Source organism: Caulobacter sp. UNC358MFTsu5.1 (genome assembly GCF_000712075.1).
GTDB lineage: Bacteria > Pseudomonadota > Alphaproteobacteria > Caulobacterales > Caulobacteraceae > Caulobacter.
The window spans coordinates 237,139-251,392 of record NZ_JONW01000010.1; the positions used below are offsets into that span (position 1 = coordinate 237,139).

A 14,254-nucleotide genomic window follows, 5' to 3' on the forward strand; every position below is an offset into this window, starting at 1 on the left:
GTTATGGTCAAGTTTGATAACGGCGTTATCCAGAAATTGCAATTTCCAGGCGTGGACCCGCGTCTTGCTCGCTAGGGCGAGGTCGGGGGCGGCGCGTCCGGCGTGTCGTCCGGCGCCACGGGCACGGCGGCCGGCTGGGCGCGGCTGCCGGTTCCCGCCTTGAGCCGCCCGCCCGAGGCGATCAGCGAGTCGTAGGCCTGTTGCTGGCGCGAGAAGTCGCCGCCGCGGGCGAACATCGCGTCGAACCGGGCGTCGCGGCCCGACGCCGCCGACAGCGCCGCCGTCAGCGCCGGGGCGATCGAGCCCACCTCGGCGTCGTCGCAGGCCCGGCGCAGGTGGCGGGCCTGGCCGGGGACCAGCAGGGTGACGTCCCACGACACGCCCTCCAGGCACACCGGCTCCACGGCCCCGCCGCCGTAGTCGACGATCACCGAGCGGGGCTGGGCCCACATCGGCGCGCCGACCAGGGCCTTGAGGGACGGAATCTGCTGGGTGGCCAGTTCGGCGTCGATGTCGACCCGGCGGCCGATCTCCGGCGTACAGCAGCCCAGGCCGGCGCGGGCCTGGACGAAGGCGCGACCGTCGCGGCGGACCGTTACCCGCACCACCGCCTGGCGTACGCCGGTGGCCGGCCGGGCCCAGACCTCCAGCACCAGCTCGCCGGGCTTGATCAGCTGGCTCTGCAGGGGCTGCAGGCCCCAGAGGCGGTACAGCAGGGGATCGACCCCGTTGTCGATCGGGACCAACTGCTCGCCCTTGCGGAGGCGGCGGCCCTGGAAGGGGTCCTGCTCGGGCGGCGGCTTGGAGATTTCCGGCGACCACCAGACGGCGGGATCGGGCGGCGTGGTCGGAGGCGTCTGGGGCGCGGGCTGCTGGCCGGCGAGGGCGAGCCCCGTCAGGAGGCCGGCCAAAAGCATCGCGCCCGTCATGGCTACATCCCTTCAACACCCCGTTCGATGGAAAGCACGCCGGTGCGCGACAGTTCCACCAGGCCCAGCGGCCGCATCAGGTCCAGGAACTTGTCGATCTTCGACGGCACGCCCGAAATCTCGAACACGAAGCTCTCCAGGGTGGTGTCCACCGGCTTGGCGCGGAAGATCTCGGCGATGCGCAGGGCCTCGACGCGGTCGGCGCCCGAACCGCGCACCTTGACCAGGGCCAGCTCACGCTCGACGCCGTTCGGGTCGCGCGTCACGTCGTGCACGCGGCGGACGTTGACCACCTTGTTCAGCTGGGCCTCGATCTGGTCCAGCACCTGGCGGGTGCCGCGGGTCACCACGGTGATGCGGCTGGTGTGGGCCTTGCGGTCGGTCTCGGCCACCGTGAGGCTTTCGATGTTGTAGCCGCGCGCGGCGAACAGGCCGACCACGCGGTGCAGCACGCCCGGTTCGTTGTCCACCAGGAGGGCGAAGGTGGCGGTCTGCTCGACCTGTTCGTTCGGGGCCATGTCGTAGGCGGAGGCGGGTTGAAGGTCGGTCATGACAGGTCTTCCAAGCGGATCTTGATGGCGGGGCGTGTCTGGCGGACGGCGGCGGAAGAGCGCCGGCTGGAGCCGACCTCCTTCTGTAGCAGGGATACGAACTCGCGGCGGGCGTCGCGCAGGGGCTGCTGCAGCCGCCCCTTCCGTTCCGGGCCGGCCTGGGGGATCAGGTGGGCGACATCATAGCCGACGATCACCTGATCCAGGATCACCACCCGCGAACCGCGATAGGCCTCGGGCTTGTCGCCCCGCTGCTGGCCCTTGGACTGGACGTTGGGGAAGAACATCCGGCCCTGGTCGACCAGGCTGGACAGGCGCGCGGCGATGGCCAGGCGCTCGCGATCGAACTCGACGCCCGGCCACAGCGAGGCGGGGTTGGCGCACAGGGTTTCCAGTTCGGCCATGGCGTCCATCACCTTGGCTCCCCAGGCCAGCAGTTCGTCGTCCCGTTCATCCGAACGCTCCCGCGCCGCCAGCAGCCACTGGAAGAGGCTGAACAGACCGGCCACCACGGCGAAGGCCACCGGCGCGACGGCTAGAAAGAGTTGCAGCGACATGGCGTCCCCCACGAATGCCGCCGCAAGCTATAGCAGAGCCCGCGTGTCAGACGAGCCCGGCGCCCGCCGCGCCGATGACATTCCCGATGTCCTCGACGTCGCCCATGATCATCTCGTTGTGGGCCTTGCCCGAGGGGATCATCGGCAGGCAGTTCTCGTGCTTCTCGACGCGGCAGTCGAAGACCACGACCTTGTCGCTGTTGATCATCTCCAGGATCTTGCCGTCCAGCTCGGCCGGGTCGTCGCAGCGGATGCCGACGGCGCCGTAGGCCTCGGCCAGCTTCACGAAGTCGGGCAGGCTGTCGGAATAGGAGTGGCTGTAGCGCTCGCCGTGCAGCAGCTGCTGCCACTGGCGGACCATGCCCATCCATTCGTTGTTCAGGATGAAGATCTTGACCGGCAGGTCGAACTGGATCGCCGTCGACAGCTCCTGGATGCACATCTGGATCGAGGCTTCGCCGGCGATGTCGACGACCAGGCTGCCCGGGTGGGCCAGCTGCACGCCCAGGGCGGCGGGCAGGCCGTAGCCCATGGTGCCCAGGCCGCCGGAGGTCATCCAGCGGTTCGGCTCCTCGAAGCGGAAGAACTGCGCGGCCCACATCTGGTGCTGGCCGACCTCGGTGGTGATGTAGGTGTCGCGGCCCTTGCTCAGCTCGTACAGGCGCTCGATGGCGTACTGCGGCTTGATGACCTTGTCGGACGGGCGATAGGCCAGGCACTGGCGGGCGCGCCACTGGTCGATCTGGGCCCACCATTCGGTCAGGGCGGCCTTGTTGGGCTGGTGGCCGCCGGCCTTCCAGGCGGCGATCAGGTCCTCGAGGATGCTGCCCGCGTCACCGACGATCGGCAGGTCGACGCGGACGTTCTTGTTGATCGACGAGGCGTCGATGTCGATGTGGATCTTCTTGGAGCCCGGCGAGAAGGCGTCCAGGCGCCCGGTGACCCGGTCGTCGAAGCGCGCGCCGACGCAGACCATCACGTCGCAGTCGTGCATGGCGTTGTTGGCCTCGAACGTGCCGTGCATGCCCAGCATGCCCAGCCACGCCGGGTCGGCGGCCGGGAAGGCGCCCAGGCCCATCAGGGTCGAAGTGACCGGCGCGCCCGTCATCGCCGCGAATTCGCGCAGGGCGGCCGAGGCCTTCGGGCCGGCGTTGATGACGCCGCCGCCGGTGTAGAAGATCGGCCGACGGGCGCCGGCGATCAGCTTTGCCGCCTCGGCGATGCGGGTCTGGTCGCCCTTGACGCGCGGATTGTAGGCGTGGGTCGAGGCGACTTCCGTGGGGCCGTAATATTCGCCCTTGGCGAACTGGACGTCCTTGGGGATGTCGATCAGCACCGGGCCCGGGCGGCCGGTGGTGGCGATCTTGAAGGCCTCGTGGATGATCTGCGGCAGGTCGCGGACGTCTTTGACCAGGTAGTTGTGCTTGGTGCACGAGCGGGTCATGCCGACCGTGTCGGCTTCCTGGAAGGCGTCGGTGCCGATCAGGTGGGTGGGGACCTGGCCGGTGATGACGACCATCGGGATCGAGTCCATCAGGGCGTCCATGATGCCGGTGATGGCGTTGGTCGCGCCCGGGCCCGAGGTGACCAGGACGACGCCCGGCTTGCCCGAGCTGCGCGCGTAGCCCTCGGCGGCGTGGGTCGCGCCCTGCTCATGGCGGACCAGGATGTGCTGCAGGCGCGGTTCGTGGAACAGCGCGTCGTAGATCGGCAGGACCGCGCCGCCCGGATAGCCGAACAGGACCTCGACGCCCTGGTCCACGAGGCCGCGGACCACGATCTCGGCGCCGGTCATGGCGCGATCGCTGATGGTCTGGGCGGGAGCTTTGCTCTCGATGGTCTGGTGGGCGGTCATGGCGGAATCCCTGGATTGGGAGGCGGGCGGGGAAGCTGGGCTTTGGGGTAGGCCGGAAAAGAAAAAAGGCCCCGAAGGACCTTTGTGCGCGCGACCGATCTATCAACGTGACTTCGAGGTCACGCCGTGAACGGCCGCTCCATAAGTACGATCATGGTGTTGCGCACGAGTGTTGCTCCAAATGGATGATTGGGGAATGCCATGCTCACTGGAGAGCGTCAAGGCGCGGTTTGACGCAAGAAACGACCCGTTGCGCTGGCGCAACGCCGTTCTTCCAGGCGAGATTCAGCCCAAGGACTTCAGCAGCAGGGCAAGAGCATGCTCGGCGAAGCGCCGCATGTTGGCCTCGCGGTCGTCCTGGCCCGTCTCGACGGTAAGACTGACCTCGACGCCGGGGCCGACCACGGCGGTGCAGCTGTGGCCGGCGGCGTCGCCGTAACGGTTTCCGTCCGGTCCGGCGGCCCCGGTTTCCGACAGGCCCCACGTCGCCTTGAGGTTCTTGCCGGCCACCCGGGCCAGCAGGACGGCGTAGGGTTCGCTGGCCGAGCGCAGGCCGTCCATGGCCTTCTGCGGGATGTCGAGCAGGGTGAGGCGGGCCCGCGCCGTATAGACCACCGCGCCGCCGACATAGAATTTCGACGCCCCCGGCACGGCCAGCAGGGCGGCCGAGATCAGGCCGCCGGTCGAGGACTCGGCCACGGCGACGGTCTCGCCGCGTTCGACCAGGCGGGCGCCGACGGCGGCGGCGAGGCGGGAAAGTTCGGTCATGGCTATGCTTTCGTCGTCCAGGGAACGACTCGTTCCCAATCCGGGGTCTGGTTCCTGAACCAGGTCATCTGACGCTTGGCGTAGCGTCGCGTCTCCTGGCGGGCGGCGTCCAGCGCCTCGTCCAGCGTGGTCTCGCCGCGCAGGTGCGCCGCCAGTTCGCGATAGCCGACGGCCTTGAGGGCAGGGAGGGACGGGTCCAGGCCGCGCGCCTCCATGGCCCGCACCTCGTCGAGGGCGCCGTTCTGCACCATCAGGCCCAGACGGGCGTCGCAGCGGTCGTAGAGCTCGGCGCGGGGCGGATCGAGGACGACACCGCGCCAGGTCCCTTCGGCGAGGGCCGGCTTGGTGTCGGTCTGCCAGGCGGTCAGCGGCTTGCCCGTGGCCACGGCCACGGCGTGGGCGCGGACCAGGCGCTGGCGGTCGCCGATCTCGATGCGCTTCTCGGCCTCGGGATCCAGCTCGGCCAGGATGTCGCGGAACTCCGGCTCGCCCTGGGCCGCGTACAGAAGGGCCGAGATCTCGCGCTGGGTCTCGGGCACCGGCGGCACGTCGGCCAGGCCGTGGGTCAGGGCGCGGAAATAGAGGCCGGTGCCGCCCACCACGACGGCGGGCCGGCCGCGCGCGGCGATGTCGGCCAGGGCCTGCGTCGCCGCCGCCAGCCAGCGTCCCACCGACCAGCCGTCGGCCGCGTCGGCCACGCCGAACAGGTGGTGCGGCGCCTGGGCCAGTTCATCCGGCGAGGGACCGGCCGTCAGCACCGGCAAACCGGCGTAGATCTGCATGGAATCGGCGTTGACGATCTCGCCGCCGCTCTCGCGCGCCAGGTTCAGCGCGAAAGCCGACTTGCCGCTGGCCGTGGGGCCTCCGATAAGGGTGATGCTGTTGGCGGCCAAATCCTGAGTCCAACGTCTCGTCTCGGCGACACTCTACTGTATCTGGCGCCTGCATATCCGGGGGATGCGATCCATACCATGCTAGACTTGATCTTCACCGCCGCCCTGGTGTCGTCCACGACGCCGGCCGCCACCAAACCCGTCGCGCCGTCGCCGATCGCGGCCCAGTCCAAGGCCGACCAGAAGTTCGGCTGCGCCGTGCTGTTCGTCGGCGCGGACGAGGTCATCCGCAGCAATCCGGCCATCCTGGCCAAGCTGTCGGAAGGCGAGGGCGGCAAGGCCGTCGGGCCGCTGCTCAAGATGATGGGCGTCAGCGGCGAGACCATCCTCAACGCCGCGATCGCCGATGGCGCGGCCCGGGGCGAGAAGCCGGCGGACGTCTATCGCCGCGGCGTGGCCAGCATGGCCAGCATGATGATCGACGCGCCGGTGACCAAGAAGGGCGACGACGCCAACGAGGAGCGCGGCATGCTGCTCTTCACAAACTGCCTGTCGCTGATGAACGAATAGGGCCCCGCCGGGTCCCAATCGCGCACTGCCGGGTTGACGCGGGCGGCTTCCTCCAATAGCCGCCCCTCATGCTCGCGATCACCCTCGTCTCGCCCGACCCTGCCGCCCTGGCGGAGGCCGCCGCCGCCGTGCGCGCCGTCCTGACGGTCTCGTCGGAAGCCCTGCTGGGCGACGGCGCGCTGGACCTGCTGGCCGATGGCCCGCCGGTCGAGACGCACCAGGCGGTGAGGGCCGCCGTCGGCGACCGTCCGGTCGACTTCGCCGTCCAGCCGGTCGCGAACCGCCGGAAGCGCCTGCTGATCGCCGACATGGACTCCACCATCATCAACGTCGAGTGCCTGGACGAGCTGGCCGACTTCGCCGGCGTGAAGGACAAGGTCTCGGAGATCACCGAGCGCGCCATGCGCGGCGAGCTGGCCTTCGAGGGCGCCCTGCGCGAGCGCGTCGGCATGCTGACGGGCCTGTCGGTCGACGCCCTGCAGGCCTGCTACGACGATCGCGTGAAGCTGAACCCCGGCGCCCGCACCCTGGTGCGGACCATGGCCGAGAACGGCGCCCGCTGCGCCCTGGTCTCGGGCGGTTTCACCTTCTTCACCTCGCGGGTGGCCCAGGCCGCCGGCTTCCATCTGAACCGCGCCAACACCCTGATCGAGGCCGACGGCAAGCTGACCGGAACGGTGGGCGACCCGATCCTGGGCAAGGAGGCCAAGCTGGCCGCCCTGCGGGAAGAGACGGCCGCCCTGGGCCTGACCCCGGCCGACGCACTGGCCGTCGGTGACGGCGCCAACGACCTGGCGATGATCGAGGTGGCGGGCCTGGGCGTGGCCTACCGCGCCAAGCCGATCGTCGCGGCCCAGGCGCATGCGAAGGTCGACCACGCCGACCTCACCGCCTTGCTCTACTTCCAGGGCTACACCCAGGCGGAGTTCGTATCGTGAGCTTCCCCCGCGGCGTCCAGGCGGTCGTCTTCGACATGGACGGCCTGCTGCTGGACACCGAGACCGTCTACCAGGCGGCGATGATCGAGGCGGGACGGGCGTTCGGCGTCGACTTCACGGCCGCGACCTACCGCTCGATGGTGGGCAAGACCAATCCAGAATGCGCGGGGATGCTGCGCGACCTCTATGGCCAGGCCTTTCCGGTCGAGGACTATTTCAAGCGCACCTGGGCCGACGTCGAGATGATCCTCGAGGCCGAGGTGCGGCTGAAGACCGGGGTGATGGAGATCCTCGACTACCTGGACGCCCTGGGCCTGCCGCGCGCCATCGCCACCTCCAACAGCCGCCAGGCGGCCGAGCGCTATCTGGGCCGCTTCGACCTGTTCAAGCGCTTCCACGCGGTGGTCGCCCATGCCGACGTCACCCGCCACAAGCCGCATCCCGATCCCTATCTGGAAGCGGCCCGCCGGCTGAACGTCCATCCGACCCTTTGCCTGGCGCTGGAGGACTCCCACCCCGGCGTCCGCGCGGCCCACGCGGCGGGCATGATGACGGTGATGGTGCCCGACATCCTCGATCCCAACGACGAGATGCACGAGAAGTGCGTCCACGTCGCCGACAGCCTGCACGTGGTGATGGACCTGCTGAAGGCGGCGGCCTAGCGCGCCCTGCGGCGGGCTTTCGCCGGGGCGGAGGTCTCGGCGAGCCGTTGTTCGCCCAGGAACGCCACCAGGGCCTCCAACGCCATCGGCTTGGCGATGTGGTAGCCCTGGGCCAGGTCGCAGCCCATCATCTGCAGCATGGCCAGGGCCTCGCGGCTCTCCACGCCCTCGGCGGTGACCTTCAGGCCCAGGCTGTGGGCCAGGTCGATCGTGGACTTGACCAGCAGGGCGTCCTTGGCGTCGTTCTCCAGCGACAGCACGAAGGCCTTGTCGATCTTCAGCTCGTCGGCGTTGATCTGCTTCAGATAGGCCAGGGACGACAGGCCCGAGCCATAGTCGTCGATCGACACCGGGATACCGGCGGCGTTCAGCTTGGCCAGCACGCCCAGGGCGACGTCCGGATTGCCGATCACGGCGGTCTCGGTGATCTCGAAACAGAACCGCGCCCCCGACGCCGCGATCTTCTCGATGGCGCGGTCGGCGAACTCGGCGTCGTCGATCAGGCGGCCAGAGATGTTGATCGAGATCGTCAGGTCGTGGCCCAGGTCGCGCAGGGCGCGCTGGTCCAGGATGGCCCGGTCGATCACGCAGTCGGTCAGGGCGCGGATGTGGCCGGTCTCCTCGGCCATGCCGACGAACAGGTCGGGCCGCAGGAGGCCGCGGGCGGGGTGGTTCCAGCGCACCAGGGCCTCCACGCCCGTGATCGCGCCGGTGCGCAGGTCCAGCTTGGGCTGGTGATGCAGGAACAGGGCGCCGGTCGCCACGCCCTGCAGCATCTCGCTCATCAGCGACAGGTTGCCGGCCGGGTCGCCATAGGCCACCGGGTCGAAGATCGCGACCTTGCGGCCGCAGGCGCGAGCTTGGTCCAGGGCGATCATCGCCTGCTCGATCAGGCGCGGCGCGTCCAGGCCGCCGGCCTCGGCCGCCGCCAGGCCGTTGGACATGTGGACGTCGACCAGTTCGTTGCCCAGCCGCACGGGCGCGGCCAGGTCGACCAGCGCCCGCTCGACCACAGGCACGACCTCGTCGGTCAGCGCTGTCAGGCGGGAGATCACGCAGAGGGTCGAAGTCGTCAGGCGGCCGACCACGGCCTCGGGGTCCAGCACCTGGATCCGCGCCCCGATCTCGCGGACCAGCTGGGTGAACAGGGCGTAGCCGATGGCGCTGCGCAGCACGGTGAAGCGGTCCAGCCCCAGGGCGGCGACCACCACCTGCTGGCCGGGCGCCAGGCGGGCCATGCGCGCCTCGATCTCGCGCTCCATGGCCAGGTGGTTGGGCAGGCCGGTCTCGGCGTCGCGCAGGGCCAGTTCGGTGATCCGGACCTCGCGCTCGCGGATCTCGGCGGCCATCAGGTTGAAGCTGTCGGACAGGCGGCCGATCTCGTCGCTGGAGCGGACGTCCACGTGGGCGGCCTCGCCGTGCCGCAGGCGGCGGGCGGCGGCCTCGAGGGCGGTGATCGGCCGGGCGATGTCGCGCGACAGCGCCCAGCTGGCGGCCACGACCAGGGCCGCGCCGATCAGGCCGGCGATGATCACGGCGGCCATCAGCGGCTGATAGGGCGCCAAGGCCAGGGCCATCGGATAGCGCAGGACCAGGGCGGCCGGGGTCTGGCCGTCCAGCGTCATCAGCCGCTTGACCAGCACCAGGCTGTCGCCCGTGGCGGTGCGCAGGCGGGCGGGTTCGGCGGTCGCTTGGCGCATGGCCGTGGCCACGACCGCGCCCAGGGCGCCGGTGTCGGCGGTCTTGTCGGTGGTCACCCAGGTCTCGCCGCGGCGGTCGAACACCTGGGCGTCCAGGCGGATGGCCGACAGCCGTTCCAGGGCGGTCATCTCGCGGTCGTCGAGGCGCGCGCCGAACACGATCCAGCCGGTCAGGTTCGGCGACATCACGGGTGCGGAGATCAGCTGGTAGGGCGCGCCGTCGACGATGAACACGCCCTGGGCCCGCTCCTCGTGGTCCAGCGCGCTCCACAGCTTGTCGATGTCGACCTTGGCCGGATCGACGCCGACCACGTCGCCGTCGACGCCCACCAGGAAGGCCAGGTCCAGGCCCATGCGCTGGCGCAGGTTGGTCACCGCCGACTCCACGGTCGGCGCGTCGCGGGTGGCCACGGCGGCCCGGAAGCCGAAGTCGCGCGCCAGCAGGTCGGCGCCGTCGCGCAGCCGCTGGGTGCGCAGGGCCCAGACGCTGTCGAACACCGTGCCGGTCGCGGTCAGCTCCCGGCGGACCTGCTGCTGGGCGTTGTTGGCGATGGTCAGGTAGACGCTCACGGCGACCAGGCTCAGGGCCAGGGCGAACAGTCCCGCGTAGAGGACGGTCAGCTTGGTCTGGAGGCGCCTGAACATCGGGGTCAGCGACCGCCGGGGCGGAGTTCGATCGTCGCGGTCTCGCGCGCCGCGCCGCGAACGGCGGTGACGGCCAGGGTCTTCTCGTTCTTGGGCGCGCGCAGATAGGGGTGCCAGACCTTGGCGACGACCGGACCGTCCGGCAGGCCGTGGATCACGGCCACGCCGTTGGCGTCGCTCTTGGCCGCATAGGCGGTGTCGACCACCTTGATGAAGCCGACCATCTGGTCGTGGATGTTGCAGCCGATCGCCGCGATCCCGACCGCGGGCAGCCGGACCGTGCGGCTCTCCTCGTGGCCGTACAGCTTCAGTTCGAACTTGTTGCCGGCCGAGAACGAATAGACGTGGTGGCGGACCTTATCGAGATTGGGGAACGACACCTCGGCCCCCGCCGGCACGATCAGCACGAACGGGGTGAACTGGATGTTCTGCTGGGCGACGCGATAGGGCCAGTCGAACTTGATCGGGCCCTTGGTCGGCTGGCCGTTGGGATAGACGGTGATCACCGCGTCCGGGATGGGCTTGCCGTCGGGTCCGCGCACGGCGACCGTCAGGTCCGCGGCCTGCGCCGAACCCGCCAACATTGCTACCGCGAAGAGTATCGAGGCGATCTTCATGACGCCTGCTTAGCCTTGGCGCCGTGAAGTCCCAGTTAACGGGCGTCGAGCGGTGTTCTTCGACCAAGACCTGCGACAAATTGGCAGGGCTCAAGGATCGGTAAGGTCTTACCCGGCATGGTGTTGGACGTAATCGGTTGGGGACGTCATGCGGTCGAGACTTTGGGTTATGGCGGCGGTCGCGGCGACGCTGGCGTTCGGGAGCGGCGCTGTTCAGGCGGCCGAGGCCGAGCCGGGCGGCAAGCTGCTGCTGACCGGCGGCGTCAGCGCCCTCGAGGGCGGCGGGGGCGGCGGCGTGGCGACCTGGGCCCTGATCGGCGGCAACGAGACCTCGCGCGGCGTCGGCGGCTCGGTCCACGCCACCTATGTGAACGTGCCCGACTACGAGCTGCGTTCGGCGGGGGTGACCCTGGGCCTGTTCGACCGGGTGGAGCTGTCGCTGGCCCGCCAGGACTTCGACACCGGGGCCACCGGCGCCAAGCTGGGGCTGGGGCAGGGCTTCACCTTCAAGCAGACCGTCGCGGGCGTGAAGGTCCGGCTGATCGGCGACGCGGTCTACGACCAGGACACCTGGCTGCCCCAGGTGGCGGTGGGCGCCCAGTTCAAGCAGAACGACCAGCCGGCCATCGTCCGCGCCGTCGGCGCCCAGGACGACACCGGGATCGACTACTACGCGGCGGCGACCAAGGTGCTGCTGGACCGGAGCCTGGTCGTCAGCGGCGCAGTGCGCCTGACCAAGGCCAACCAGACCGGCCTGCTGGGTTTCGGCGGCGACAAGCACGACCGCTACGGCGCGCAGTTCGAGGGCTCGGCCGGCTGGCTGGTCTCCAAGCGCCTGCTGGTCGGGGCCGAGTATCGGACCAAGCCCGACAACCTGGGCTTCGCCAAGGAGGACGACTGGGCCGACGTCTTCGTGGCCTACGCCTTCAGCAAGACCCTGTCGGTGACGGCGGCCTATGCAGACCTGGGCGACATCGCCACCTTCAGGAACCAGCGGGGGCTCTACGTCTCGCTGCAGGCCGGCTTCTAGGGAAAGACACGAGCATGCGCCTCATCCTGGCCGCCACGGCCCTTTCCCTGACCTTCGCGGGCGTCGCCTTCGCCCAGCAGCCCGTTCCGCCCGGCGAGCAGCCGGTCGAGCCCTACGTCCAGTCCAACGCCAACGCCGGCGCCACGCCGATGAGGGACAAGGCCGTGCTGGAGGCCTTCCACGGCAAGGAAGGGATCGCGCGGATCACCAGCGATCTCGTCGACCGCAACATCGCCGACCCGCGCATCAAGGACATCTTCGCCACGGCTGACGTCGTGCGGCTGAAGCGGACCCTATCGGAGCAGTTCTGCTACATCCTGGCCGGCCCGGCCTCGGACGGCGGCTGCGACTATACCGGCAAGGACATGAGCGCCACCCACCAGTACCAGGGGATCACGCCGCGCGACTTCAACATCCTGGTCGAGAACCTGCAGAAGGCGATGGACAAGGAAGGCGTGCCCTTCGCCGCCCAGAACAAGCTGCTGGCCAAGCTGGCGCCGATGAGCCGCCAGGTGATCGAGCGGCGCTGATCAGCCCGCCGGGCCCTTCTCGAAGTACTTGAAGAACGCGCTGTCGGGCGAGAGCACCAGGGTGGTGTCGCCCTGGCCCAGCGACTTCTCGTACGCCTGCATCGACCGGTAGAAGGCGGCGAAGCCCGGATCGCGGCCGAAGCTCTCGGCGAACAGCTGGGCGCGCTGGGCGTCCGCGTCGCCGCGGATCTTCTCGGCTTCCTCGTAGGCGGTGGCGACGATCTCGCGGCGCTTCTGCTCGCCGATGGCCCGAAGCTCGGCGGCCTCCTGCTTGCGGGCCGTCTGCATGCGCTCGAACACCGCCTGTTCGTTGGTGGGCGGCAGGTCTGCGCGCTTGATCCGCACGTCGATGATCTGGACGCCCAGGTTCGAGGCGGCCACCTGGCGGGCGACGCGGGCGCGGATGGCGGCCATCACCTGGGCGCGCTTGCCGGCGATCACCTCTTCCGAGGTCGAACGGCCGATTTCCTCGCGCAGGGCGGCGTTGACGATGCGGTCCAGGCGGTCGGCGGCGACCGTTTCCTGGCCCAGGGCGCGGTAGAACTGGCGCGGGTCGGTGATGCGGTAGCGGACGAAGGCGTCGACCACCAGGCGCTCCTGGTCGGCGGCGGTGACTTCCTCCGGCTGGGCGTTCTTCATCTCGATGTTGCGCTTGTCGAACCGGATGACGGTGTCGAACGGGCTTTTCACGTGGAGGCCGGGCTCGCGCACGGTGCGGACCGGATCGCCCAGGCGGACGATCAGGGCCTGCTGGCGCTGGTCCACCTTGAACAGGGTGAAGTTGGCCAGGATCAGCAGGAACAGGGCGCCGACGCCGGTGGCCAGGACGGGCGGGTTGAGGCGGTTCATCGGACGGTCCCCTCGGCGGCGGCGGTGCTGGCGGCGACGGAGTTCCTGGGGCGGAACGCGTCGGGCGGCAGGATCACCGGGGCGGTCGCGCCCTTGTTGTCGATGATGACCTTGTTGGACCGCTCCAGCACCCGCTGCATGGTCTCGATATAGAGGCGCTCGCGGGTGACGGCGGGGGCCAGCTTGTACTGGGCGTAGACCTGGTTGAAACGGTCGGCGTCGCCGGCGGCCTCGCGCACGACCTGTTCGCGATAACCCAGCGCCGCCTGCTTGATCTGGGCGGCTTCGCCCCGGGCGTTGTTGGCGGCGGATTCGGCGTTCTGGGCGGCGCGCTGCACGTCGCGATAGGCTTCCAGCACCGGGCCCGGCGTGGTGGCGGCCTGGATGTTGACGCTCTGGATCGAGACCCCGACGTCGTAGCGGTCGAGGATGCGCTGCATCAGCGCCTCGGTCTGGTCCTGCACCTGGCCGCGGCCGGTGGTCAGGATCGGGGTGAGGGCGGTGCGGCCGATCACCTCGCGCATGGCGCTCTCGGCGACGTCCTTGATCACGGTGTCGGGCTCGCGGACGTTGAACGCGTATTTGGGCGCGTCCGAGACCTTCCATTGCACGGTGAAGCTCAGGTCGACGATGTTCTCGTCGCCGGTTAGCATCAGGCGCTCGTCCGATACCGGCTGGCTGACCGTGCCGCCGATGTCCAGGGTCTGGATCGAGGTGAAGGGCACCAGCTCGGCGTGCTCGACCGGCCAGGGCAGGTGGTAGCGCAGGCCCGGCTGGGCGGTGCGGCTGTAGGCGCCGAAGGTGGTGACCACCGCCTGCTCCTTGGGCTGGACCACGTAGCAGCCCGAGATCCCCCACAGCACCGCCAGGCCGGCGGCCGAGGCGAGGATGGCCCGGCCGCGGCTGGGACCGCCGAACGTCTGGCGCATCCGGTCGGACAGGCGCTCGATCAGGGCGTTGAAGTCGACGGGCGGCGGCGGCTCGCCGGGAGCCCTGGGGCCCCCGCCGCGCGGCTCCTCGCCTCTGTTGCGATCAGCGTCCTTCTTGCCGTCGTTCGGCGGCGGGGCGCCCCAGGGTCCGGGGCCGGCGTTGTCGTTCCAGGGCATGGGCGGTCTGGTCTTCCCGTCGCGGCGAATGGCGGGCCAATGGTGGGCCAAATGGCGGGGTTGTAAAACGACCCCCGCACGCGGATATGAAAGCCCCTGCAGAACAAGGCAAGA

Annotated in this window: 16 protein-coding genes; 5 read left to right on the forward strand and 11 right to left on the reverse strand. The window is 69.8% G+C overall.

All coding sequences use genetic code 11. The annotated features are described in order from the left end of the window. Positions 1–71 precede the first annotated feature (71 nt). The 7 genes from BR39_RS0120520 to miaA all read right to left on the reverse strand — a co-directional run bounded on the left by BR39_RS0120520 (position 72) and on the right by miaA (position 5,553). Complete coding sequence (locus BR39_RS0120520; RefSeq protein WP_029915674.1) at positions 72–929, reverse strand: hypothetical protein; 858 nt, start codon at positions 927–929, stop codon at positions 72–74. 2 nt (positions 930–931) lie between these two features. Beyond that, entirely contained in the window at positions 932–1,480 is a 549-nt protein-coding gene (gene ilvN, locus BR39_RS0120525; protein WP_029915677.1) for an acetolactate synthase small subunit, read from the reverse strand. Next, positions 1,477–2,037, reverse strand: a complete 561-nt coding sequence (locus tag BR39_RS0120530; protein WP_029915679.1) for a hypothetical protein — start codon at positions 2,035–2,037, stop codon at positions 1,477–1,479. The genes ilvN and BR39_RS0120530 overlap by 4 nt, the downstream gene beginning before the upstream one ends. A 46-nt stretch (positions 2,038–2,083) precedes the next feature. Beyond that, entirely contained in the window at positions 2,084–3,892 is a 1,809-nt protein-coding gene (locus BR39_RS0120535; protein WP_029915681.1) for an acetolactate synthase 3 large subunit, read from the reverse strand. A gap of 119 nt (positions 3,893–4,011) precedes the next feature. Further along, positions 4,012–4,059, reverse strand: coding sequence for a hypothetical protein (locus tag BR39_RS27480; protein WP_369744215.1), 48 nt, complete (start codon positions 4,057–4,059; stop codon positions 4,012–4,014). A gap of 118 nt (positions 4,060–4,177) precedes the next feature. Further along, positions 4,178–4,660 carry a CinA family protein gene (locus tag BR39_RS0120540; protein ID WP_029915683.1) on the reverse strand — a complete coding sequence of 161 codons (483 nt, stop codon included), beginning with the start codon at positions 4,658–4,660 and terminating at the stop codon, positions 4,178–4,180. Positions 4,661–4,662: 2 nt separating this feature from the next. Continuing rightward, complete coding sequence (gene miaA, locus BR39_RS0120545; RefSeq protein ID WP_029915686.1) at positions 4,663–5,553, reverse strand: tRNA (adenosine(37)-N6)-dimethylallyltransferase MiaA; 891 nt, start codon at positions 5,551–5,553, stop codon at positions 4,663–4,665. A gap of 78 nt (positions 5,554–5,631) precedes the next feature. On the opposite strand from miaA, the gene BR39_RS0120550 reads away from it, so the two are divergent. From BR39_RS0120550 to BR39_RS0120560, 3 genes are all read left to right on the forward strand, one after another. Next, positions 5,632–6,063: a hypothetical protein gene (locus BR39_RS0120550; RefSeq protein WP_156035850.1), complete on the forward strand. Its 432-nt coding sequence runs from the start codon at positions 5,632–5,634 to the stop codon at positions 6,061–6,063. Between the two features lie 68 nt (positions 6,064–6,131). Continuing rightward, positions 6,132–7,001 (forward strand): phosphoserine phosphatase SerB, encoded by an 870-nt coding sequence (serB, locus tag BR39_RS0120555; protein ID WP_029915690.1) that lies wholly within the window; start codon positions 6,132–6,134, stop codon positions 6,999–7,001. After that, entirely contained in the window at positions 6,998–7,663 is a 666-nt protein-coding gene (locus tag BR39_RS0120560) for an HAD family phosphatase (protein WP_029915693.1), read from the forward strand. The genes serB and BR39_RS0120560 overlap by 4 nt, the downstream gene beginning before the upstream one ends. On the opposite strand, the gene BR39_RS0120565 is transcribed toward BR39_RS0120560, so the two are convergent. Continuing rightward, the gene (locus tag BR39_RS0120565) at positions 7,660–10,008 is read right to left on the reverse strand and encodes a bifunctional diguanylate cyclase/phosphodiesterase (RefSeq protein WP_035018767.1); all 2,349 of its coding nucleotides are present in this window, start codon (positions 10,006–10,008) and stop codon (positions 7,660–7,662) included. The two genes, BR39_RS0120560 and BR39_RS0120565, sit on opposite strands and share 4 nt — an antisense overlap. A gap of 5 nt (positions 10,009–10,013) precedes the next feature. Beyond that, positions 10,014–10,625 carry a hypothetical protein gene (locus BR39_RS0120570; RefSeq protein ID WP_029915697.1) on the reverse strand — a complete coding sequence of 204 codons (612 nt, stop codon included), beginning with the start codon at positions 10,623–10,625 and terminating at the stop codon, positions 10,014–10,016. Positions 10,626–10,773: 148 nt separating this feature from the next. Here BR39_RS0120570 and BR39_RS0120575 point away from each other — a divergent pair, with 148 nt between their 5' ends. Together BR39_RS0120575 and BR39_RS0120580 are read left to right on the forward strand one after the other, a co-directional pair. Continuing rightward, entirely contained in the window at positions 10,774–11,655 is an 882-nt protein-coding gene (locus BR39_RS0120575; RefSeq protein ID WP_156035851.1) for a DUF3034 family protein, read from the forward strand. 14 nt (positions 11,656–11,669) lie between these two features. Further along, positions 11,670–12,185, forward strand: coding sequence for a group 1 truncated hemoglobin (locus BR39_RS0120580; RefSeq protein WP_029915702.1), 516 nt, complete (start codon positions 11,670–11,672; stop codon positions 12,183–12,185). Here the strand turns inward: BR39_RS0120580 and hflC are convergent, their stop codons facing one another. Further along, positions 12,186–13,034: a protease modulator HflC gene (gene hflC, locus BR39_RS0120585; protein ID WP_029915704.1), complete on the reverse strand. Its 849-nt coding sequence runs from the start codon at positions 13,032–13,034 to the stop codon at positions 12,186–12,188. Beyond that, positions 13,031–14,140 carry an FtsH protease activity modulator HflK gene (gene hflK / locus BR39_RS0120590; protein ID WP_029915706.1) on the reverse strand — a complete coding sequence of 370 codons (1,110 nt, stop codon included), beginning with the start codon at positions 14,138–14,140 and terminating at the stop codon, positions 13,031–13,033. Before hflK ends, hflC begins: the two co-directional genes overlap by 4 nt. Positions 14,141–14,254 lie beyond the last annotated feature (114 nt).